The following is a 23,196-nucleotide window of genomic DNA, read 5'->3' as shown; positions in this document are numbered from 1 at the left end:
TTTGTTTAGTCCGGTCCAGCCGATAATGCACGATCATCTCTAGTGCGGGTCATGTCATACAGTTTGTATTTTCTGTAAAGCATAGCACCACCATCTCGGATGAGTGGGGTAAAGAGTAGGTTTGCAACTGAGTCACTGTGTTTAGCAAAGAAAGCATCAAATGGCACGGAGAGGTAGAGGCCTTTATCAAAGCTACCTTCACCAAACTGGGTATAGTTCACATTAGTGCGAGTAGCGTAGGCGCCAATCTTCACACCATTGGCAAAGACTCGAGATAAATCTAAGGTGCCGCCAATATCACCAGCAAGATATTTGCCATAACTCATTTTGACTAGGATGTCCTGAACACCGGTATCCCAGTATCCGGTGACATGCCCTGTAGTCACTGCATAGTTTTGCATTGAGGTCCAGACATTGAACTGACGTTGGCGTACTCGGTTGATATCAGCTCCAACCGCAATCTTGCTATTAGTAGGTCTATAGAGATACTCACCACCTGCACCAGCAAACATAGTTTCTAGATAGCCGGCATAAGCACTCACAAAATGATTGTCAGCTAACTTACCAGTATTGGTAACTTGCAAGTTAGGCATGGTCGCAATAGATTGCGTCATATATTGACGAATATCTGTTCGTACAGGCTGTAAGCCAGTGGGCGGCGGATCGTAGTTGTACTTGCCAAAGTTGTCTACTACTCGAGCGTTAACGGTGCCTGTAATCCAGGTATTTTCGCGGAACTTATACAGAGCATCAGCCTTCACACCAAATGCAAATAAGAATGGTGAATCAGGGCTGCCCACAATTTGTGAATAAGAAACACCCAAATTAGTTTGCAATGGCTTGTGATTAAGCTCATCTACAAAGTAAGGATCTTCTTTTGCTGGTGCAGTAGTTATGTTCGCTAGATTGGTTGCATTAGTTGTAGTGGCCGCATTAATAGAGTTATTTGATGATGAACTTGTCATACCAATGCTATTAAAGTCCTTGCTGGACTTTCTGAAGAAAGGGTTGCCCCCATCTGCCGGTAGTGAGGCGGTATTTTCTGTAGTTATTGATGGACGACGTTCAGATGGTGGCAGTAATTGAGTTTGACTGAGCATCCACTGCTTGCGATCAATATTAAATTCACTTACCAGCATACCCCAGTTGTAAAACTGGATCTTAAAATTCTCTACATCGGTGGGCGCATCGCGATGTAATACCGTTACCCCACGATTAATACGACTACGTAAAAATACACCACTAGCATCTAAGAGGTGGATAGTCCAGGTCCGATCAGTTCCACGCAAACCTTTGACTTGCCATTGGGTTTGTTTTTCAAACTCAAGCAGGGTGTCGTTATAGGCCTGGGTGAGATTGCCTGTAAGGGCAGTATTTTCAGAGGTACTACCAGTACTTAAGTTTGCTTGTGCTTGATTACTTTCTGACACATTAGCATTTTTAACGAGATCAGCATCCTGGGTAGTTAGAGTGCCTTTGTTATTTGGAGTATTTGTAGCGCTGAGATCACTTGGTGTCTTGGTGTATTTTTTGGTGGTTTGGATATTGGCCTGGTTATTAGTCTGATTATTGGTTACCGCCAAGAGATTAGGATTGGTTGGGCTATAGCTACCAACAGGCTTGAGATCAACATTAATCGCCTTGGCTTCTGCCAGTTTTGGTGTGCTCAGTAAATCAAGTCGCTCATGTAAGCTCAGAATAAACATGACCTGGCTGTTGCCAAGTGAACCCACGGTAAAGTCTGCGTACTTGGTTTGGTATGTGGCGCCAAAGTTAAAGATGGATTTGACGGGCAGCGTATTGGAGAATGGAAGTTGCTGATAATTGTTGCCATCAATCTCCGCTTTGAGAACGAGATTCTCCCAAGGGGTGTGATATTGCACACCACCAAACATCGCAGCCGTACCGTGAAAGAATCCACCTGTAGAAGTGCCACCTTGATTGGTTGATACTGCTGGGCGAGTGGCATAGTTTTGACCAAAAGCAGTGACAAAGGGGTTGGTTACATTATTGCGTGTGCCTAGTTGACCCCAGCCCATTCCTAAGCTGAAATCAAAATTATTGTGGCGTTTGTTGGCAACAAAGTATTCACCACTAAACAGACCTGTACCTAGAAGATCTCTTGCACCAACGGCTATTTCAGGTAAGTAAGCATTTTCATTAAGAAGTTTTACTTTGAGTCCGGTGCTTTTATCTTTGTAGGTCTGTCCACCACTAAGCGATTGCTCGCCATATGGAATGTTATTGATATTGGTATAGCGCATGATGAACTCAACACCATTAAGTGGTGCAAAGTACAGATTTAAAACGCCATAGGGTTGATAGAGTCCTAGAGTGGCTGCTGCGGTACCTGCGGGCGCAGTGCGAGCAGAAGGGGTTTGCAAAAGACCCGTCTCACCCCAGACGTTCGCAGAAATCGGTAAGTCGCGAGAGACGCTGTAGAGCTCTTGTGGATCAATGCTTGGCAATGAACCACGTGTACTAGTCTGCGTATCGATTCCTTGCTCAAGACCTGAAGGGCCTTGAACTGAAAGTATCTTGACAAAGTCTTTGGTAAATTGCTCCCCAGAAGAGTTAGTCCACTGTGACCAGCGTGGTGGAGCCCATATCCAAGAACCCGGTGCAGGCAGATCTTGCTTTGAGCTATTCCAAGCCGCTAGCGATACTTTGTGAATCGATCCATCGGGTTCAACTACCCAAGCCCAATCGGCACCACGCTCTTCATTCTTGCCGCGTAGCTTGCAGCCATCGACGTAATGGCGGGTTTCAATATTGGGGCGGTAGCGGATTTTGCACAAAGTGCCATTGCTGCGAATCACGGTGATGGTGTTTGGCGCTTCTGGAATGGTGATGCGATCTCCATTTCCCAAGATGGGATCTAACTTAGGGTTAGCTTCCAGATAGCGTGGATTGGTATTGGGTAACGGCACCCGACCAGTCACTTTAAGGGATTCAATGAGCTTGGTAAATGCCTTTTTGCTTCTTTGATCAGCCGGATCATTTTGTGAAAAGCGAATTTGCTCTAATGAATTGAGTGCCGCTTGCTTATCAATGTTTTGATCATTGAGCTCTTTAGGTGTTTGCCAGCTCGTGCCCAGATAATAGGGCGAAAACGGAAGGGTGGACTGTGAACTTGTGGAATCGCTAGCAGATTTTGTGTTCTGAGTTTGCTGCTCTTTTAGCATCCAAGTGCTAAACTGTTCCCCATTCACAATTGGGGGATTGGAGGTAGAGTTTCCTAGGGAGTTGGATGAAGAGGTCTGTTCTGTAGGCGTTGACTCAATTTCTACTTTGGCAGTTTGCGCAACTGCATTTATACCCGGCAATGCAAATGCTGAAAGAGAGATGAGAATCACAGTGCCGATATCGGCAACCAAAGGGCGAGAGTTAGTGCGCCAAAGTGTCATTTTGGCGTTGACTCTGAGGTCTGGTTAAGTACTCTGGATGGATAAGGCCAGCTTAACCAAGAAACAAAGAAATGTTCATTCAGGAATTGCTTACCAAAGACAACATTCTTCGTTTTGGTATTAATTGCATAAATGGCGCGCAAGGGTTTGATGCTGGGATTTTGATTATTGGGCGCAACCAATACAGTCTCTTCTACCCAACGAATATCTACATTCGTTTTAGGATCTTTAAAAACAGATGGCGCATCACTCGGAATGTCATTGAGTGCTTGCATGATGACAGTCTCACGAATATTGACGTGATACCCTGGCATTACAGTACGCATGCGTGAGTAACGAAACCTTGGGGCACGCTTACTCAGTGATGGGTCTGTATTGACTAATGCTTCAGTAAGCGGGGGAGCATCCGTTAAAACCACCTGCGTCCAATTGACATCCATACCCTCGGTATTGGCTAGGCGACCATCTTTAATCTCAATCACTTCCTTGAACGCTGAATACCAGATATCACTAGTGGAGTTGGGCTGTAGATTGGAGTAGCCTAAAACTAGTAATGCTGGTTGCCCATTGGCTTCTACTTTGAGATAGCGGTAAGCTGGATTGAGCTCTGCTGCATCAATCGCGGAATGCGGGCTCGTAAAAGCGAGCTTCAGAGTGTCGTAAGCAAGGCCTTGCTTCTCTCCTGCGCAAGCGCTCAGTAGAAGAATGGGAGTTAAGCAAACAAGCAGTACGCGTAAGCGAGCAAGAAAGAAGCGATCAATTTTCTTGCCAAGTTGAATCATCGTTGCTACGCAGTAAAAAAGAAGTGAGTGGAAGTGAGCGAAAGTGCGTGAGGGTAAGGCGGATCAATTTTAAAAGAAGGTAGCATCAATTGATCTTAAAAACAGGGTGTTACGGGTCTTGCGGGTCTTACTAAAGCAAAACCCCCACTCTAGGAGCGGGGGTTTTGTGGGCAAATGAAATTATCTTGTGCCGGTAGTACCAGTTGTACCAGAGCTGCTGTCGCCCTTATTCGAAGCTGCCACCGCAACAATCGCGCCAACTGCAACTACACCACCAACAACGGCTGCTGTAGTCAAACCGCCAACAGCTGCTGCTGTCGCTGCACCTGCGCCAGCTGCGGCGCCAGTTCCAGCCGCCGCTGCCGGAGCTGCGGCTGCTGCAGGAGTAACTGTTGCAGTAACACCGCTACCAGATAGGCTAGCTGCTGTAGGAGCGCCAGCTGCTTGTGCCAAAACTGATTGCGCAAACAATGGTGAGAACGCAAGCGTGAGGCTAGCTGCTGATACGGTCAATAATTTAGTGAGTTTCATTAATTTCTCCAGTGAAATGCGGTTGCAGAGTAAATCCTCATGCATACCTGCTTATGTTATCAAAAACCACCTCATTTGTATTAGATTTAAAGGATTTTTTTGCAAATCGTTGTTTAATAAAATCTATATAAATCAATGACTTATCAATATCTTAGGACTTGGGGCGAGGATAATTACTTATTATTTCTAGAATTTAATGTGCCCAAAGGCGAATAGTCGCCCGAAATTAAGGCACCAAACTCAAGAATAAATACTCGAAAAAGATAATCAGATGCACGACACCTTGTAATAGGGTGGTTCTGCCAATGGCCAAGGTCAGAGCGCCAATAAAGAAGGATAGGTACATCAAAATGGTGTTCAGACTACTAATACCTAAGCTAAGTGGCAAGTTTAAAAAGATGGCTACTGCTGCAACTGTTGGGATAGTCAGTCCAATGCTGGCTAAGGCAGAGCCAATGGCCAAGTTCAAACTGCTTTGCAGGCGATTGGCCTTAGCTGCTCTGACTGCCGCATAACCTTCAGGCATGAGAACCAGCATCGCGATAGCGATACCAATAACGGTCTTAGGTGCGCCGATGGCTTTAACGCCCGCTTCAATCGCAGGGTTGAGTGCTTCAGCCAAGCCAACCACCACGATGAGTGAGAGAAGGAGTAAGACAACGCTGGTAGCAGTTTTGAGTTTGCTCGGTTTTGCTGCATGACTCGTGCTATCTGTTTTTTTATGTTCCGCCTTAGGTAAAAAGTAATCGCGATGGCTAACTGTTTGGAAAAATATAAATGCACCGTATAAAGCGAAAGAAGCAATACCCGCAAACGCAAGCTGGCTCTTGGTGAAATCAGGTCCAGGACTGCTCACGGTGACAATCGGCATGACCAAAATAAAGGTGGCCAATGCAGTGAGAACAGCTAGTGCGGAATTAGTACCTTCATTGCGAAAGGACATCTCATGATGCTTAAAGCCGCCCATAAAAATGCACAAACCAATAATGCCGTTCATCACAATCATGATGGTGGCAAAGACCGCATCACGAGCAATAAATTGAGAGCCTTCATGCCCGGCTACCATCATGGCGATAATTAAGGACGCTTCAATGATAGTGACGCTAATCGCCAATACCAATGTGCCATATGGTTCCCCAGTTCTGTGGGCAATCACCTCTGCATGGTGTACTGCTGATAAAACAGCCCCAATTAAGGCGCCAGCCATCAGTACGATGAACCAGGTTTCATTGAGTAGATATGACAGTGATTGCATGTTTTAAGAATCTTTAGGTTCAGAAAAGCACTTACTCGTTAAGATGAGCAGTTGCTGTAACGGTTTCGGTAATGATGTTATTTTAGAGTTAATTTCGCTCTTATTCGCATAAAAGATCTCTATGAAATCCCTTATTTTGTTTGGCCATGGTGCCCGTGATAGCCGTTGGCGCGAGCCTTTTGACCGCTTAGCCTCTTTATGGAAAGCTCAGCATCCCAATGTCTTGGTGGAATTGGCCTTCTTAGAGTTAATGCAACCGAGCTTAGAAGATGCCATTGCTTCTCAAGTTGCCGCTGGCTCTACTGAAGTCCTTGTTGTGCCCGTGTTTTTTGGTCAAGGCGGTCATTTGCGCAATGACTTCCCGGTATTGCTAAAAGCGTGCCAGGAGAAATTTCCCGAAATAACTTTAAGCGCTACGCCGGCAGTTGGTGAGGATGAAGCTGTCTTGCAGGCAATCGTGGATTTCAGTGCTAGAGCACTTTAATGTTGCTGTGCTTGATATAGCCACTGTGGCTACTCTAGTTCCTATATCTACTAAGCACTCGTGATGATTTCGTATTGACGTTTCAGGCATTTTTTTACGCGCTCAATCAGGCTCTGATTTGCGCCATAGTGAGTCAGTGCCGGGATAAATTCTTGCGCAACGACATCCTTGATCGATGCAATGATTGCGATTGCTGTTTGTTCGTGAATACCAAAGTGTGGCGCTACCTCCAGAGCTAGACTGATTTTTGAATCATGATGTTGGGGTTTAATGGCAAGCTCTTGATATCCTAAATTTGTGAGTTGCATAACTACGTCAAAGGCTGGGGCTAATTGGTATTGACCGTGACCTACATAAAGTACGCCGTGATTTTTGACATGATCATCCGTGTTGTCAATAAAAAGGTTCAGCACCATGCGACGGAACAATTGCTCTAGATCATGTGATGGATTTGAAGAAATCCGACGGAGTATTTGCGCCAATTCTAGGTAACTTCCGCCATGACTCTCATAAGAGACATTTAATAATGCTGCGGCGGATAGGTAATGCAGTCTTCGTTCTTGATGAACTGGCCCAGTGCGATCAAATCGTTTTACAAGTAGCGCATGTCCATGAGGAATCTTTTCAAGCATAGAAGAGCAGACATCAATGCCACACTGATGGGCTAAGGCCAAAATGCTGATTTCTAATACAGAAACATCATGGTCGTCACCTTGCGAAGGAAATTTGGCAAGCCAACGATGATTTTCATGCACAAAAGATGCTTTTGGTCTTGCGCCACCAAGTGTGCCACCTCGATGTAAGAGGCGACGCATTTCAGGAGAGATTTCCATAGAAAATTCTAATTTGCGTACAGCCTCAGCCATGTCTTTGAGGGGAATGAGTTGAGTATCTGAATGCTCTTTCAGTAGCGGTAGATTCTCGCCAAATACCATGGCGCCAACCCGATCTGCATTGCTCATCAGTAGCGTATCGATGTCACTCAAACTCTTGCCATGCTGTGCCTCTAAAACTCTTCTACCCCAACTATCTGGCAGCGCATCACGAAAGGTCAGCGGGAGAGCGCCGCCATCGCGTAAGCGATGCTCAGCAATGGCTAATGAAGCGCTTTGAAGTGGAAGGTAATCTGGGTTTAGTGCAAAGGCGGTAGGGGATGCAAGGTAATGCTTGCCATAAGCATATTCACCGGACTCAATAACACCCCTACGCTCAAGCTTTAGCAGACCAACGGCGGTAATTGCTTGATCAAAGGTAAAGTCTAAGCCTACATAAATTTTGCGGTTAGAACTCACGCTCATCCTCTCTAATGGAGCCGGGAGAGCTTTGATGTTTTGGATGTCTGACGCGCTTGATGCCGCCTAAATTGAGTGGAACCTTTGCAACTGAGTTCAGCGAGTCTAATTGTCCGAAGAGCCATAGGGCATTGGCAATGATGCCAATGCTTGCGCTTGGTTTGCCAGTCTCAATCGCACGATAGGTATTTTGAGAGCAAAAAAGGCGGGCGGCCGTCTCTCGGAGAGTCCAGCCTTGAGCAATCCGATTTGCACGCAATCGTAGGCCCAACTCCTCTAGGGACTGGAGGACTTCATGGGGTGTGCTTTGAATTGAATAAGTTTTCTTAGACATCAATAAAATGAACTTTAAATTATTTAAAGATCATTATATTGATATTAAATCAAAGGATCAAGAGTTATTAAACATAGACATTGTCAAAGGGTGGGGATGGTTAGCGGATCCGCTGAAAGCTGACTGCATATGCGAGAAGCAGTTGATCTGTGGGAAGAAGAGCAGAAATTCAAGCAAAATCCCTCACTTGCACCCACCGCATTGCCACTTTTAGCGATAGCAGCCTAACCAGCCTTCAGTTGGGGTTGCTCATTTTCTTTGTGAACATCTTGGGATGCTTCATCTCTTAAGGCTTCACCAACCATAATCAATGCAGGTGAGGCGCTATCAAACCAATCATCAGCTTTGCCGTTAGCTAATTCTCCGAGAGTGCTAGACCAGTGGCGTTCATTCTTGGTGCTCACTGCCTCCAGAATGCGAACCGGTGTGTCGCTTGACTGGTTTGGACTATTCTCAATAAGCTGTTTAGCAATACGTGCAGCGTCTTTGCGACCCATGTAATACACCAGCGTATCGGCTTGTGGATTTTGAATGGGTTGCTGTGCTTGAGTGGCATTGAGATTCTCAGTACCTTGCGCCAGAGTAACAAAAGCAACGCTTCTACTAACGCCGCGTAGCGTGAGTGATTGAGCAATTGCTGCAGCACCTGCTAAGGCTGCCGTAATCCCTGGTACTACTTCTACTTCCACTCCAGCATGTTTTAGCGCTTGAATCTCTTCATCGGCGCGACCAAACATCATGGGGTCGCCACCTTTGAGTCTGACGATGACGCGATGCTGCTTGGCTGCATCGACAAGACGTTTATTAATAAAGTGCTGAGCAGAAGAGAGTTTGCCGCAACGTTTGCCAACTGGCACTTGAATGGCTTGTGGGCAAAGCGCTAGCATGGCGGCATCGACTAGCGCATCATGAAACACAATATCTGCTTGCTCTAATAGTTTGGCGCCACGAACCGTAATCAGGTCAGCCGCCCCGGGGCCGGCGCCGACGAGATATACCTTGCCTAGGGTATTGGCAGTGTTCATGCGTCGAGCGTCGCGCGTTGATCGCGCCAACTGTTTTGGGTGGTAACGCTAAAGAGATCAAATTGCTTCAGAGCGACTGCCACATCTTGATCGGGACGTAGTTCAAAAGCATCAAAACCAACACGTGCGCCTTGCAAGAGTTGATCGATTAATACATCACCGATTGCTCGGATTTCACCTTGCCATTTAAAGCGATCTCTTAGAAGGGCCGCAGTACTAAAACTTCTACCATCTCTAAAGATAGGAAAGTGCGCGCCGACTACTGGCCAGAGAGATTTACCTTCTTCAATGATGTCAGCATGTTTCAGGATGTCATCGTCTGCAGCAAACCAAACCCCAATCTCTCCTTTTTGGGCGCGTGCAATCACATCGGCATTTTTATAGTGCGTGATCCACCAGTGCAAAGGTACCAAGACCTTGTGCAAGCCATGTTCTAGATCGGGAATGCCACCTTCATCACGCTCACCATCCCATACTTGCCATTCATTGGCGATTACGCTGGGCGCGCCATTCTTCGGAAACGAAATAATCTGTTTATTCATCATCAGACTTGTGCGCCTTTGCTCGATTCTTTCGCATGCTTGCCATTGTTTTGATATGCCGCTTCTTTAAATGGAGTCACTCCCAAGCGGCGATAGGTATCAATAAAAGGCTCGTCTGCAATACGCTGTTCTACATAGGTATTGATCAGACTAGTCATGACATCGGGGATTTCATTGGCATAGAAAGATGGCCCAATGACTTTACCAATCGAAGCATCGTTTCCTTGGTCACCGCCTAGGGTAATTTGATACCACTCTTCGCCATCTTTATCGACACCCAATACGCCAATATTGCCTACGTGATGGTGCCCACAAGAATTAATACATCCTGAAATGTTTAAAGTGATATCACCTAAGTCATATAGATAGTCGAGATCATCAAAGCGCTCCTGAATGGCTTTCGCAATCGGGAGTGATTTCGCATTAGCGAGTGAGCAAAAGTCACCGCCAGGGCAAGCAATAATATCTGTGAGTAGACCAATGTTGGGTAGGGCTAGGTGATGGTTTTTGGCGGCGCGCCATACATTGAGGAGCTCAGATTGCTCTACATCTGCGAGTACTAGGTTTTGTTCATGCGTCACGCGTAACTCACCAAAGCTATAGTGATCCGCTAAGTCCGCAATCGCATTCATTTGCGAGCTGGTGGCATCACCAGGTGCAGCAGTGCCATGGGGCTTGAGTGACAAGATCACAGAGGCATAGCCAGGTACTTGATGGTCTTTGACATTACGCTCAAGCCAACGCATAAATGCAATTTGCTCATTGGTATCTAATGTGGATTGAGCATGAGACTGAAGTTGCGCATTGCTTATTGCAGCTAATGTTTTGTAGCTTGGTTTAGTGAAGTGTTTGGCAACACGTTCCCATTCAGCTGGTGTGAAGTTGTCCTTGCCGGGTTTTGTCTCGCTATGGAGATGAGCCCATTCACCTTCAACCTGGCGTGCGAACTCTTCTGACCCTAAAGCTTTCACCAAAATCTTAATGCGGGCTTTATAGAGATTGTCTCTTCTACCAAAGCGGTTATATACCCGCAAAAGCGCAGTTAAATAACTCGGTAGTACTTGCCAAGGCAGATTGGATTTAATGAGTGAACCCAAAATCGGAGTACGGCCCATGCCGCCACCGGCATAGATATCAGCAATGAGTTCATTGTTGGCATTTTTCTTGAGCTCAATACCAACGTCATGGCAAAGCAAAACGGTACGATCTTCTTTAGCGCCATTGACCGCAAATTTAAATTTGCGCGGTAGGTGTGCAAACTCAGGATGGAGTGTTGACCACTGGCGCAGTAATTCACAAACGGGGCGTGGGTCAACGTATTCATCTGCCGCGATACCTGCAAATGCATCACTCGTAATATTGCGAATACAGTTGCCGGAAGTTTGAATGGCATGCATCTGCACTTTGGCAAGTTCGGCCAAGATGTCAGGCGTCTTCTCTAATTCAACCCAGTTAAATTGAATATTCTGGCGGGTCGTAAAGTGACCATAACCACGATCGTATTTATCTGCAATAAAAGCCAGCGTTCGTAATTGTTTTGAACTCAATAAGCCGTAGGGGATAGCAACGCGCAACATATAGGCGTGCCGCTGGTGATACAGACCATTTTGTAGACGCAAAGGACGGAACTCTTCCTCAGCGAGGGTGCCGTTTAGGCGACGTTCAACCTGGTCTCGAAATTGGGCAACCCGTTGGTCTACTAGGGTTTGGTCAATATGGTCATATTTATACATAGTCAGGTATTGTCCAAGGGTCGAATTATTCCTGCAACTAATTAAATATTGATCCTATATATCGAAAAAGATATATAGAAAGGGATAAATCCACCTTTCCCTTCCTGAAGAAAGCTCCTAGGCCGATGGCCGTAAGATGGCAGGGTTGCATAAAAAAACATAAAAAACGGAGATCAGCATGAAAAAACTACTTTTAGTGAGTGTTGCCCTAGGCTTATTAGCCGGCACCACCCTAGCAAATGCCCAAACTGGTAAGCCACCTATTCCAATGGCCTCAACCCCAGGCCAAGGGTTTTCTCAGGAAGGGCTCAAGCGGATTGATACATTCTTCGCCGAGCAAATTGCTACCAATCAAATGCCAGGCGCGGTTCTGGCCGTTAGTAAAAATGGCAAATTAAGTATTTACAAGCCTTACGGCTATCTTGATAAGAGTGCCCAAAAGCCAATGACCACAGATGCCATCTTTAACTTGGCATCTATGACCAAGGTGATGGCAACAGTAGGGGCCTTAACTTTTTATGAAGAAGGCAAGCTGCCACTCAATGCGCCAATCTCCGATTGGTTGCCGCAGTTTAAGAATATGAAAGTAGGTCGGGTAGACGCAGATGGCAAGCTTACCACCGTTCCTGCCAAGAACCCGATCACCGTGCAAGACTTAATGCGCCACACCAATGGACTAACCTATGGTGGTCGTGGCGCCACACCAATTCATCAGTTTTATCCTGCCGGTTCAGCGCCAGCCGCTATTGATTTATCACCAGAGCAGTTCATTGATAAATTGGCTGCCGCCCCATTGCTATATGAGCCAGGCACAGCTTGGGATTATGGTTTTGGTATTGATGTACTGGGCATCATCCAAGAAAAAATTGCCGGCAAATCACTGGGCGGTGTTTTACAAGAGCGCGTCTGGAGCAAGGTGGGCATGCCAAATACTTTCTTTCAGTTGGCAGAAAAAGATCGTCCACGTTTAGCGCAACCATTGCCAATCGATCCTGTGAGTGGCAAGCCACAAAAAGTAGACATTCATACGAAGCAAGTGAAATTTGATTGCGGTGGTTCATGTGCGTATTCGACTGCAGGTGACTATCTACGCTTTGGTCAAATGCTGCTCAATGGTGGCAGCATAGATGGTAAGCGTGTCTTAGGCCCACAAACCGTAGCCTTTATGACAGCCAACCATTTAAATAAAGACATTAAAAATAATGTGAGCGGAACAGAGCCAGCACGAGTTGGCTATGGATTTGGTCTGGGTGTCGCTGTGAGAACCGAGCGCGGTTTATCGGCTAACAATGGCAATGTTGGAGATTACTCATGGAACGGCGCCTACGGCACCATCTTCTTCGTTGATCCCAAAGAGCAAATGGTGGTCGTCATGATGGGTGTTGCTCCTGGCGACATTCGTAAGGTCCATCGCGAGAAGCTCAATGCATTGATCTATGGTGCGCTTGAAAAATAAGCAATTGAAATAAGCCATTCATTTAGTAAGTAGTAAAAAAGCCCCGAGATTTCGGGGCTTTTGTTTGTGTACTGATGGCTTACATCACAAGCTAAATTCACGATAGTGTCGATAGAGATTGGCGATGGAGGCAAATCCCAAAACAACAATCAGAACGGCAAAGAGGTAATCGAGGGTGAGGTAAGTAAAGATCCCAGATTGAATGGCCACCGCAGCAGCGATAAAGGCGGCGATTGCACCAAACACAACCAATTTGAAATTGGGGATAAAGGCACCCAAAGTAATGGCAACAAAGAGCAAAATCAAATCGGATACCAACTGATCCGCAATCAGAAAAATACTATTGGTGAGCTCGGGATTGGTGAGCTTGCCTAAGATAGCAATCACTAGGATGCTGGCGAGCACTGCAAAGTTCAGCTTGGCTTTGCTAAAAATCGTTTTGAGTTGATCGTTCATGATGAATTAGCTTACGTGCTGTGTTTAGTCTTAATAGTTGGGACTGCCGTTAAAGACGAGGCTGATGCCAATCCATAACAAAATAAAAGCAATCAAAATGGTAATGCCAAGCTTTTTTAGAAAGTATTCGAGACTATCCATATAAGCCTCATCATTACGACCAAAGTATTGATCAAAGCGCTTCCAAACCAAGCGACCAACAACCAGTGGTAACAGCATTGCAACAATGCCAAAGATAACGGTAAGGGTGGTATCCATCGAAATTCAATTCTTTCTTATGCTGATGGCCAAAAATAGTGCCATATCAAAGTGCTAAGAATACCCGTTTTTGAATGAGCACAAGCTCAAGAGAATGCCCGCTTGTGCCGATTTATGCTCTAAAACCCTGAGATTGTTGGTACAGTAGAGCTTTTAATGCCGATATTTTTCGAAAGCTATCTAAATGACTGAATTGTCCGTAACCCAACTTCAAGAAATTCGCACTGCCGTCTTGGGCGCTGCTGCAAAAGTACCTGGAGCTCTCATCGGAATGGGAATTCTGTTTATTGTGTTGGGCATGATTGGTGTTGCTGGTCAAACTCTGTTCTCGTTTGTAACGATTAATGTATTGGGCGCATTTTTGGTATTTGGTGGTGTTGTGCAATTTGCACATGCTCTGCAATCTAAGGGCTGGAAGAGTGTTTCTATTCAAGTAGTGTTAGCAGTTCTTTATGTTGCTGCTGGCATATATACCTGGGCTTTCCCGATTCCGGCATTAGAGGCAATCACGCTATGGCTCGCAGCGATCTTCTTTGTCACTGGCGCGCTTCGCTTGATCTCGGCTTTTCAGCATCGCCATTTTCGTGAATGGTTCTGGCTATTGGTGTCTTCAGCAATCTCGATCTTGATGGGTGTGCTCATCATGAATGGTTACCCAGAGACTAGCTTGTGGTTGCCTGGTTTGTTGATCGCGATTGAGTTGTTATTGCAAGGTTGGTCATTGCTTTTCCTGGGTTTAGCAGCGCGTTCACTCACCAAGTAATAGTAGGAATGTCTGCAGACATTAAGTAACCATGGCAATGAAAAAAACCGATCTCTATAAAAACCTCGCTTTGACAACTGCTCAGCGTATGAAAAATGCTGCGAAGACGCCAAAGCCTGGGGTGGCAGAGGGGATTGCTAAGACTAAAAAAGAGCTTGCTAGTAGTAATCCGATGCTTGCCTCTTTGATGGGAGGCATTAAGCCAAACTCCAAGCCAAAGCCCAAGTCCAAGTAACTATTTGCCTTTTTGTACTCTTGAAGCAAATTCAATCTCTGCTCTTAATAGACCTGCTCAAGGTCTTTGCCGCTCTCCTAATCATCCTCCACCATCTTTCTAACTACGGTCAGATTGCGGAGGATGCGCGTTTGTTCATGCCCGGATTGATGGATTGGCTATTTGAATATGGACGTTACGCCGTTCAAATCTTTTTGGTGATGGCAGGTTACTTAGCTGCTCAATCACTCACACGTTTTGCAAATAGAAAGTTCAATGTGCAGAATTTATTGCGGGTGATCATCAATCGTTATCTCAGATTATTTGCGCCCTATATCGCCGCTTTAATCTTTACTATTTTGTGTGCATGGATTGCCCGCTTTTGGGTAAGTGATGAATTTGTTGGAGAAACAGAGACATTGGCTCAGTTTGTGGCGCATCTATTTTTCTTGCAGGGCATTTTAGGCTTGGACTCCATCTCAGCTGGTGCTTGGTATGTGGCGATTGATTGGCAGCTGTACTCCGTATTGGCTTTGCTACTCATTTCATTTTCTTCCTATCAAGCAGTGATTTGGTTATTGAGTATTGTGGGTGTCGCCTCTTTGTTGTATTTCAATCGTTCTAGTCATTACGAAGCCTATTTCATTTATTTCATTGGCGCATATGGTCTTGGAGTATTGGCTTATCTCGGAAAAAACTTTAGCGATCAAAAAATTCAAGATCTGGCTAAAGCAGCTCTCATCCTGATTGGGCTTGTTATTCTTGCATCATCCTTTCAGGAAATTTGGTTGCGGAATTTCTTAGCTTGGTTTGTCGCTTTTCTTTTGTTGTGGTGGGGCAATGCCAGCTATCCCATTCTCACTTCGACGGGTGATAGGGCTAAAGTAATGACGCTTAAGGCGATTGCGTGGGCAAGTCCACGCTCTTATTGCGCTTTCTTGATTCACTTCGCATTGATCTTATTGGCCAATACACTCTATATCGCTATGGGGTGGTATGCCTATGAGAGTGGGAAGATTGCGATTGCTTTGATGCTGGGAGTGGTGGTGATGAGTGTGGTTGCCGCAAACTACTTGTATCGATGGGTGGAGCTGCCTTCAGGCAAACTCAAAATCTAAATCACCGAATTAAATACCCATGTCCTTGAGGACGCGGAAAATTTCACGATAGGCTTTAGGGGGTTTGTTTAACTCTTTTTCTTTGCGCGCATTACGAATCAATGTACGCATGTTCTGAATATCCATATCAGGATATTGCTCTATCATCTTCGTGAATGTTTCATCGTTGGCAATCAAGCGATCACGATAAGACTCGAGATGATGGAGTTTGGCGGTTTCAGCTTTGCTAACTCCCTGAATCGCATCTAAGCGTTTTTGAATTGCATCTAACTCTTCTTCATCCAAAAAGCGCATCAGTTTGCCAAGATATTGCTTGTGGCGACGGATCGCTTCGAAGCTTTTGATCTTATTGGTTTCAGCAATAGCTGCCTTAATTGCCTCATCCAAAGGAATGGTTTTTAAGGCATCACTACTCAATGCTGCGAGAACCTCAGCCAGCTTCTGGCGCTCGGTCATTTGGCGCTTTAGCTCGGATTTACTTGGCCCCTCGTCAAGATCTTCTTTCTTGGGGGTCCGGTTCTTTTCATTGACATGCATATCTATATTTTAGACGGGTATTTGGGGTATCCAGGCTAATTTCTAAAATTCGGCATAAAGCCAATTTTGGTAAATAATAGAGAGTAGGAATACAGATCAATAAATCACAAAGATATGACTAGAGTTGCTTCAGAAGCTACATACGACTACATCATCATCGGCGCCGGTAGCGCTGGCTGCATGTTGGCTAAGCGTTTGACTGAGAATGCTTCAAAGCGCGTGCTTTTGATTGAAGCTGGCAAGAATGACAACTACATCTGGATTCATGTGCCAGTGGGGTATTTGTACTGTATTGATAATCCCAGAGCAGATTGGCGTTTTAAGACTGCGGCGGAAAAGGGTTTAAACGGTCGCTCTTTGTTATATCCACGCGGCAGAGTGCTGGGTGGTTGTTCTTCCATTAACGGCATGATTTATATGCGCGGCCAAGTGGGCGACTACGAATCTTGGGTAGAGGCTACTGGCGATGATGCTTGGTCATGGCAAAACGCATTAAGACGCTATAAGTCATTTGAGGATTACCACGGCGATGCAAATGAATGGCATAGCAAGGGTGGTGAGTGGACTGTTTCCAAGCAACGTTTGCGTTGGCCGATTATGGATGTTTTCAAAGAGGCCGCAGTTCAAGCAGGCATACCCGCATCGGACGACTTTAACCGGGGCGATAACTTTGGCATTGGGTATTTTGATGTGAATCAGCGTAAAGGTTGGCGATTAAATACTTCAAAAGCATTTTTGCGCGACGCTGCTAAGCGACCCAATCTCACAGTGGTCACAGAAGCAATTGTGAATCAGTTATTAATAGACCCCGTTACTAAGAATTGCTTTGGAGTGCAATACATCAAGGATGGCAAAGCAGTTGAGGTGCATTGCACTCCCGCTAGTTCTCATGGTGGTTCTGCCAAGTCAGGTGAGGTGATCTTGAGTGCTGGTGCTATTGGTAGCGTGCAAGTTTTGGAGCGCTCTGGAGTAGGAAGTGCTGAGCGCCTTAAAGCCTTGGGCGTTCCCGTCATGGCGGACTTGCCGGGCGTAGGCGAGAACTTGCAAGACCATTTGCAGTTGCGCATGGTTTATAAGGTGAGCGGCATTAAAACGCTCAATACAAAAGCCAACTCTTTACTCGGCAAGTTGATGATTGGCATGGAGTATGTATTGAATCGCTCTGGTCCCATGTCGATGGCGCCATCACAGCTGGGCGCATTTGCTTATAGCTCGCCTGATCAAAAATCTGCCAATGTGGAATATCACATTCAGCCATTGTCCTTAGAGAAGTTTGGCGAAGACTTACATTCTTTTAATGCAGTGACTGCGAGTGTGTGCAACTTACGCCCCACTTCCCGGGGAAGTGTGCATATCATTTCTGTGGATCCAGAGGCGCCTCCAGTGATTGCCCCCAACTATTTGTCGACCGATGAAGATCGTAAAGTCGCGGCCGATTCTTTACGACTTACCCGTAGGATTGTTGAGAGCCCTGCACTAAAGCCTTACGCCCCAGAAGAATACAAGCCAGGTAAGCAATATCAAACCGATGCGGAGTTGATCAAAGCTGCTGGTGATATTGGAACGACGATTTTTCATCCAGTAGGTACCTGCAAGATGGGGCGTGATGACGATCCGATGGCGGTACTAGATTCACAATTGCGCGTCAGGGGTATTGGTCATTTGCGTGTTGTCGATGCGTCAGCTATGCCAACAATTACTTCTGGTAACACCGCAGCCCCAACCATGATGATTGCGCAGCGCGCGGCCGAATTGCTCACTAGTGAATAGGGCAAGCACCCATCGCAGTGCTCAACTGCAAGATCAACTGCCGGCGACTCATTTACTGTTGGCCTTGGCAATTGTGGCGGTGTGGGGTACCAACTTTGTTGTTATTAAAAACAGTCTTGCCGCATTTCCACCGTTTTACTTTGCTGCACTGCGCTATATTTTTGCCTTGTTGCCCATGGTCTTTTTTATTCCGAGACCCAAAGTGCCCTGGAGCAATCTTTGCATTTATGGTTTGTGTACAGGGGTAGGGCAGTTTGGGGTGATGTACTACGCTATCAATAGTCAAATCTCACCGGGTTTAGCTTCGCTAGTGATTCAGACGCAGGTCTTCTTCACGATTGGCTTTGCGATGTTCTTTGCCAAAGAGGGCTTAAAGCTGTATCAGGCAGTCGCAGTATTGGTGGCGATGACCGGTTTAGGCATTATTGCGATGCACACCGATGCGACGACGACTTTCTTAGGTTTGGCTCTAGTGGTGTTCTCTGGCTTTTCTTGGGGGGTAGCCAACACCGCCAATCGCAAAGCTGGAGCCATCAATATGCTGTCGTATGTTGTTTGGGCAAGCGCTTTCTCTATTCCACCACTCATCTTGATTGCCCTGATCTTTGAAGGTGGTGCGATGCACCTATGGGAAGTTACTTTGGCAGCCCCTTTGGGTGCCTGGTTAGGGGTTTTTTGGCAGTCTTGGGCCAATACCTTATTTGGCTATGCTGCTTGGGGCTGGCTGTTATCAAAGCATCCCGCTGCCGTAGTTGCACCTGCGCCCCTATTGGTACCCATATTTGGAATGGGGGCATCTGCCTTCTTTTTAGATGAGTCTTTGCCAGCGTGGAAAGTCATGGCTGCAGGATTGGTGATCGCGGGTCTCGTGGTAAACCTCTTTTGGCCCAGTTTGCGCACTCAACTTCGACGATATTTTTAGAAAACCGCTTTATCCCTTGGGGCTAATGTAAAACCCTAATGCCTACCTCTTTTTTTGCCTCTGCATTAACAGTAAGATTGCTATTCGCTTTGAGGTTTACTTATAAAAGTATTTATTTAATTAGCATTTTTAGTCATGGAGACTTTATGAATATTCGCCGTCACATTTTTGCAGTTGCAACGGCTGCAATGCTTTCAACCGGTGCATACGCTGCCGATATCAAACTTGGTGTTTCTGGCCCATTTACTGGCGGCTCATCCTCAATGGGTGTGAGTATGCGTGATGGTGTTCGTCTTGCTGCTAAAGAAATCAATGCTGCTGGTGGTATCAACGGCAACAAAATCGTTTTAGTTGAGCGCGATGACGAAGCAAAAAATGAACGTGGAGTACAGATCGCTCAAGAGTTGATTAACAACGAGAAAGTAGTTGCTACTTTGGGTTACATCAATACTGGTGTGGCACTGGCATCTCAGCGTTTTTATCAGGACGCTAAGATCCCTGTCATGAATAACGTTGCTACTGGTTCAGTATTGACCAAGCAGTTCCCAAATGCCGCAGAAAACTATGTTTTCCGTAACGCTGCAGCTGACAACATTCAAGCTCCAATGATCGCTAAAGAAGCGGTTGAAAAGCGTGGTTTGAAGAAGGTAGCTATTTGGCTGACTCTACGAACTATGGCCAATTGGGTCGTGAGGACTTAGAGAAGGCCCTGAAGACATATGGCGTTACCCCAGTAGCGACTGAAAAGTTCAACATTGGTGACGTGGATATGACTTCTCAATTGCTCAAGGCAAAGAATGCTGGTGCAGATGTGATTTTGACCTACGCGATTGGACCAGAGCTGGCACAAATTGCGAACGGTATGGCGAAGTTGGGTTGGAAAAAACCGATGATCGGAAGCTGGACTTTGTCTATGGCTAGCTTTATTGATACCGCTGGTAAGAATGGTAACGGCGCAACAATGCCACAAACTTACATTCAAACTCCATCTACTACTGCAAAGCGTAAAGCTTTCCAAGAAGCTTACTTAAAAGAGTTCAAGCCAAAGAACAACAACATTGCATCTCCAGTTTCTGCAGCACAAGGATATGACTCTGTTTACCTCTTGGCTGCCGCTATCAAGCAAGCTAACAGCACAGAAGGACCAAAGATTGTTGCTGCTTTGCAAGACCTCAAGACTCCGGTGGAAGGTGTTGTGATGACTTATAACAAGCCATTTACAGCAAATGATCATGATGCTATTAAAGCTAAGGACGTTGTGATGGGTGTAGTTGAGAACGGTCGTGTTGAGTTCTTGAATGCTGAGGACGCAACCGCTAAGAAGAAGTAATTCATAGCAAATGAGCGGGCGGTGATTGTTATTTATGCCGCACTGCAACATTTAAGTATTGAAATCGCAAAGCGCCGCCTATAAAGCGGCGTTTTGCTTACAATGACGAATTCGTCAATAAAACAGTTTTTTAGATTTTTTGGGTCTACACCATGGAAATGTTTGCACAAATCCTCTCGAGCGGTATAGCGGTAGGCATGATCTACGCGGTCATTGCTTTCGGCTTCCAGCTTACTTTTGCCACTTCAGGCACATTGAACTTCGGTCAAGGCGAAGCCTTGATGTTGGGCGCCTTAGTTGGCCTCACTTGTGTGGATACCTTCGGCATGAACTACTGGGTCATGATTCCCGTAGTTTGCCTGTTTGGCATGCTTCAAGGTGGCTTTGTTGAGCTGATTGGTGTGCGCCCTGCGATCAAAATTAAATCCGAGTTTGGTTGGATTATGTCGACGATTGCTCTTGGAATTATTTTCAAGAACGTTGCAGAAAATATCTGGGGTCGTGATGCGCTCCCATTTCCATCGCCACTTCCCATGGAGCCGATGAGCTTTTTGGGCGCCAATATTTTGCCAATGGAAATCTTGGTAGTGGTTGGTGCTTTGGTAATGATGCTCTTGGTAGAGTTCTTTAACCGCAAAACCATTTATGGCAAAGCAGTTGTAGCGACAGCGAATGATCGCGATGCAGCTGGTTTGATGGGTATCAATACCAGCATGGTGATTACCTTCTCCTATGCATTATCTTCATTAACTGCAGCTTTTGCTGGTGTATTGATTGCACCATTAACGCTGACGGGCGCGACGATGGGTGGTGCCTTGGGTCTGAAGGCATTTGCTGTAGCGATTATTGGTGGCTTGTCTAGCGGTATGGGCATCATTGTGGGCGGCCTGATTTTGGGTATTGTAGAAACTGCTACTGGTTTCTATTTCTCTACTGGCTATAAAGATGTACCAGGTTTGATCTTGCTCCTGCTGGTGCTGGCATACAAACCATCTGGTCTCTTTGGTAAATCTGCAATTAAGAAAGTTTAATGATGAAGAAGTCTCTATTACCGATATTAATTGCGATTGCGGGGCTCTTTTGTTTGCCTCTGTTTATCCACAATCCTTACTATATTCACCTAGTTGAAACGATTCTGATCTATACCATTCTTTTGTATGGTTTAGATATTGTGGTGGGTTATGTGGGTCAAGTTTCTCTAGGTCACGCAGCCTTGTTTGGTATTGGCTCCTATACCGCTGGCGTGCTGTACTTCCATTTTGGTTGGACTATTTGGGGAACTTTGCCGGCATCTATCGTAGTGACCTCAATCTTCGGTGGGCTCTTGGCGTTGCCAGCCCTGAAGGTGATCGGGCCTTATTTGGCGATGGTGACCTTGGCATTTGGAACAATTGCGCAGATTCTCATTAACGAGATGACTTGGATGACTGAAGGTCCTTTGGGCATCAAGATTCCTAAGCCTGATTTAATGGGTGTGCCAATGACCAAGGCAGAGTATTTCTGGATGGTGGGCATTATCTTGATCATCTCTCTGATTGTGGTTGACCGTTTTGTTAAATCACAAATTGGTCGCGCCTTTGAAGCATTGCGCGATAGCCCAATCGCTTGTGACTGTATGGGTGTTTCCGTATATCGCTATAAGGTGATTGCATTTGTTATTAGCGCAGGCTTTGCTGGTTTGGCTGGTTGCTTATATGCCTACTCAGAGCAGTACATTTCTCCAAATACCTATAACAACGAACTTGCAGTCTTGTTCTTGCTTGGCATCATCATGGGCGGACGTAAGTCCCGCCTAGGTGCCTTGATTGGTGCGGCCATTATTGTGTTGTTGCCAAAACTCTTGGACGATATCAACTTGTTCCGTATTGTTGCTTCGATCATTGCGATCGTCGTGCTTGTCGGTGCTGGTATGGCCCTGTCAAAGAAAGTCACTACACCACGTCGTGTGGCAGTGCCAATCGCCGGCGTAGTTGGCTTAGCGGCATTCTCATTCTGGCTAAATACCATTTCTGACTGGCGCTTGAGTATCTTCGGCTTCATGATTTTGCTAGTGGTTTATTACTTGCAAAACGGTATCGTGGGTTTTGCTAAGAGCTTCTATCAATCGATTGCTGGTAAAACGAAAACGACTCGTGGCGAAGCCACTGAAGAGGTGGATGACTCCGTTAGCTTTATTAGCGCGGTTGCCAACAACAATGCTGGCACTGAACTTCTGAAGGTAGATTCAGTATTGATGCAGTTCGGTGGCCTGAAAGCTTTGAACAACGTTGATCTGAGTATTAAGCGCGGCACGATTCATGGCTTGATTGGTCCGAACGGATCCGGCAAGAGTACGATGATGAACGTGTTGACCGGTATTTATGTTCCTACTGCCGGTAACGTTTTATATGCTGGTCAGAGTGTAGTGGGCCGCACTTCCTCGGATATTGCGCTGTCTGGTATCGCCCGTACATTCCAAAACGTTCAGCTCTTTGGTGAGATGACTGCTATCCAAAATATTTTGGTCGGATTGCATCACACTTTCAAATCGAATATGGTGGAAATTGCCCTGAATCTGCCACGCTACAAACGTGAGGAGCAAGAGGCGCATGCGCGTGCAATGGCGCTTCTCAAGTTCGTTGGCCTAGATGACTTGGCAAATGAAGAGGCGCGTAACTTGCCATACGGTAAGCAGCGTTTGCTCGAGATTGCTCGCGCCTTGGCGCTTGATCCTGAGTTGCTCTTGTTAGATGAGCCGGCTGCAGGTTTGACTGCTCCAGACATTAAAGAGTTGCTCCGTATTATTCGTAAGATTCGCGACAACGGTATTACCTTTATCTTGATTGAGCATCACATGGATGTGGTGATGTCAGTGTGCGATACCGTTTCTGTATTGGATTTCGGTCAGAAGATTGCGGAAGGTAAACCCGCTGAAGTTCAAGCAGACGAGAAGGTGATTCATGCCTACTTGGGTACTTAATCACTAGAACCATATTGAATCGGTAAAT

21 protein-coding genes and 1 pseudogene are annotated in these 23,196 nt (G+C 45.9%); 10 read left to right on the top strand and 12 right to left on the bottom strand.

All coding sequences use genetic code 11. The annotated features are described in order from the left end of the window. Positions 1-5: 5 nt before the first annotated feature. From AOB49_RS02900 to AOB49_RS02885, 4 genes are all read right to left on the bottom strand, one after another. The gene (locus AOB49_RS02900; RefSeq protein ID WP_062307717.1) at positions 6-3,407 is read right to left on the bottom strand and encodes a YjbH domain-containing protein; all 3,402 of its coding nucleotides are present in this window, start codon (positions 3,405-3,407) and stop codon (positions 6-8) included. Next, entirely contained in the window at positions 3,404-4,189 is a 786-nt protein-coding gene (locus tag AOB49_RS02895) for a YjbF family lipoprotein (protein WP_062307714.1), read from the bottom strand. The genes AOB49_RS02900 and AOB49_RS02895 overlap by 4 nt, the downstream gene beginning before the upstream one ends. 180 nt (positions 4,190-4,369) lie before the next feature. Continuing rightward, a complete protein-coding gene (locus AOB49_RS02890; protein ID WP_082784045.1) occupies positions 4,370-4,720 on the bottom strand; it encodes a hypothetical protein in 351 nt (116 codons plus the stop codon). A 226-nt stretch (positions 4,721-4,946) separates the two neighbouring features. After that, complete coding sequence (locus tag AOB49_RS02885) at positions 4,947-5,975, bottom strand: calcium:proton antiporter (protein WP_062307712.1); 1,029 nt, start codon at positions 5,973-5,975, stop codon at positions 4,947-4,949. 121 nt (positions 5,976-6,096) lie between these two features. Between AOB49_RS02885 and AOB49_RS02880 the strand changes: the two genes are divergently transcribed. Then, positions 6,097-6,459: a sirohydrochlorin chelatase gene (locus AOB49_RS02880; RefSeq protein WP_062307707.1), complete on the top strand. Its 363-nt coding sequence runs from the start codon at positions 6,097-6,099 to the stop codon at positions 6,457-6,459. A 50-nt stretch (positions 6,460-6,509) separates the two neighbouring features. On the opposite strand, the gene AOB49_RS02875 is transcribed toward AOB49_RS02880, so the two are convergent. The 5 genes from AOB49_RS02875 to AOB49_RS02855 form a co-directional block, all read right to left on the bottom strand. After that, positions 6,510-7,751 (bottom strand): type II toxin-antitoxin system HipA family toxin, encoded by a 1,242-nt coding sequence (locus AOB49_RS02875; protein ID WP_062308114.1) that lies wholly within the window; start codon positions 7,749-7,751, stop codon positions 6,510-6,512. Next, positions 7,741-8,085: a helix-turn-helix domain-containing protein gene (locus tag AOB49_RS02870; RefSeq protein WP_062307705.1), complete on the bottom strand. Its 345-nt coding sequence runs from the start codon at positions 8,083-8,085 to the stop codon at positions 7,741-7,743. Before AOB49_RS02870 ends, AOB49_RS02875 begins: the two co-directional genes overlap by 11 nt. Before the next feature lie 224 nt (positions 8,086-8,309). Further along, positions 8,310-9,110 (bottom strand): uroporphyrinogen-III C-methyltransferase, encoded by an 801-nt coding sequence (gene cobA / locus AOB49_RS02865; RefSeq protein ID WP_062307703.1) that lies wholly within the window; start codon positions 9,108-9,110, stop codon positions 8,310-8,312. After that, the gene (locus AOB49_RS02860; RefSeq protein WP_062307701.1) at positions 9,107-9,655 is read right to left on the bottom strand and encodes a DUF934 domain-containing protein; all 549 of its coding nucleotides are present in this window, start codon (positions 9,653-9,655) and stop codon (positions 9,107-9,109) included. The genes cobA and AOB49_RS02860 overlap by 4 nt, the downstream gene beginning before the upstream one ends. Further along, positions 9,655-11,385 (bottom strand): nitrite/sulfite reductase, encoded by a 1,731-nt coding sequence (locus tag AOB49_RS02855; protein WP_062307699.1) that lies wholly within the window; start codon positions 11,383-11,385, stop codon positions 9,655-9,657. Before AOB49_RS02855 ends, AOB49_RS02860 begins: the two co-directional genes overlap by 1 nt. A 178-nt stretch (positions 11,386-11,563) precedes the next feature. Between AOB49_RS02855 and AOB49_RS02850 the strand changes: the two genes are divergently transcribed. Then, positions 11,564-12,841, top strand: a complete 1,278-nt coding sequence (locus AOB49_RS02850; protein ID WP_062307695.1) for a serine hydrolase domain-containing protein — start codon at positions 11,564-11,566, stop codon at positions 12,839-12,841. Positions 12,842-12,925: 84 nt separating this feature from the next. On the opposite strand, the gene AOB49_RS02845 is transcribed toward AOB49_RS02850, so the two are convergent. Next, positions 12,926-13,297 (bottom strand): hypothetical protein, encoded by a 372-nt coding sequence (locus tag AOB49_RS02845; protein WP_062307693.1) that lies wholly within the window; start codon positions 13,295-13,297, stop codon positions 12,926-12,928. 30 nt (positions 13,298-13,327) lie between these two features. Then, on the bottom strand, positions 13,328-13,555 hold the full coding sequence (locus AOB49_RS02840; RefSeq protein ID WP_062307690.1) for a hypothetical protein: 228 nt from the start codon (positions 13,553-13,555) through the stop codon (positions 13,328-13,330). Between the two features lie 184 nt (positions 13,556-13,739). Here AOB49_RS02840 and AOB49_RS02835 point away from each other — a divergent pair, with 184 nt between their 5' ends. From AOB49_RS02835 to AOB49_RS02825, 3 genes are read left to right on the top strand one after another with little or no spacing between them, the layout of a single operon-like run. Further along, positions 13,740-14,318: an HdeD family acid-resistance protein gene (locus AOB49_RS02835; RefSeq protein WP_062307688.1), complete on the top strand. Its 579-nt coding sequence runs from the start codon at positions 13,740-13,742 to the stop codon at positions 14,316-14,318. Positions 14,319-14,349: 31 nt separating this feature from the next. Next, entirely contained in the window at positions 14,350-14,553 is a 204-nt protein-coding gene (locus AOB49_RS02830) for a hypothetical protein (RefSeq protein WP_062307685.1), read from the top strand. A gap of 20 nt (positions 14,554-14,573) precedes the next feature. Further along, on the top strand, positions 14,574-15,650 hold the full coding sequence (locus tag AOB49_RS02825) for an acyltransferase family protein (RefSeq protein ID WP_062307683.1): 1,077 nt from the start codon (positions 14,574-14,576) through the stop codon (positions 15,648-15,650). A gap of 9 nt (positions 15,651-15,659) precedes the next feature. On the opposite strand, the gene yjgA is transcribed toward AOB49_RS02825, so the two are convergent. Continuing rightward, complete coding sequence (gene yjgA / locus AOB49_RS02820) at positions 15,660-16,187, bottom strand: ribosome biogenesis factor YjgA (RefSeq protein ID WP_062307680.1); 528 nt, start codon at positions 16,185-16,187, stop codon at positions 15,660-15,662. A gap of 114 nt (positions 16,188-16,301) precedes the next feature. Between yjgA and AOB49_RS02815 the strand changes: the two genes are divergently transcribed. From AOB49_RS02815 to AOB49_RS02795, 5 genes and pseudogenes are all read left to right on the top strand, one after another. Further along, positions 16,302-17,957, top strand: a complete 1,656-nt coding sequence (locus tag AOB49_RS02815) for a GMC family oxidoreductase (RefSeq protein WP_062307673.1) — start codon at positions 16,302-16,304, stop codon at positions 17,955-17,957. A 37-nt stretch (positions 17,958-17,994) separates the two neighbouring features. Then, a complete protein-coding gene (locus tag AOB49_RS02810) occupies positions 17,995-18,879 on the top strand; it encodes an EamA family transporter (RefSeq protein WP_216634627.1) in 885 nt (294 codons plus the stop codon). A gap of 146 nt (positions 18,880-19,025) precedes the next feature. Then, a pseudogene (locus AOB49_RS02805) lies at positions 19,026-20,209 on the top strand (ABC transporter substrate-binding protein). A 152-nt stretch (positions 20,210-20,361) separates the two neighbouring features. Next, positions 20,362-21,240: a branched-chain amino acid ABC transporter permease gene (locus tag AOB49_RS02800; protein WP_062307671.1), complete on the top strand. Its 879-nt coding sequence runs from the start codon at positions 20,362-20,364 to the stop codon at positions 21,238-21,240. Beyond that, a complete protein-coding gene (locus tag AOB49_RS02795) occupies positions 21,240-23,168 on the top strand; it encodes a branched-chain amino acid ABC transporter ATP-binding protein/permease (RefSeq protein WP_062307668.1) in 1,929 nt (642 codons plus the stop codon). Before AOB49_RS02800 ends, AOB49_RS02795 begins: the two co-directional genes overlap by 1 nt. The last annotated feature ends 28 nt before the right edge of the window (positions 23,169-23,196 follow it).

It is taken from the genome of Polynucleobacter sinensis, from assembly GCF_001595985.1.
In the GTDB taxonomy this organism is placed as follows: Bacteria; Pseudomonadota; Gammaproteobacteria; order Burkholderiales; family Burkholderiaceae; genus Polynucleobacter; species Polynucleobacter sinensis.
This window is presented reverse-complemented; position numbering and strand designations above follow the sequence as displayed.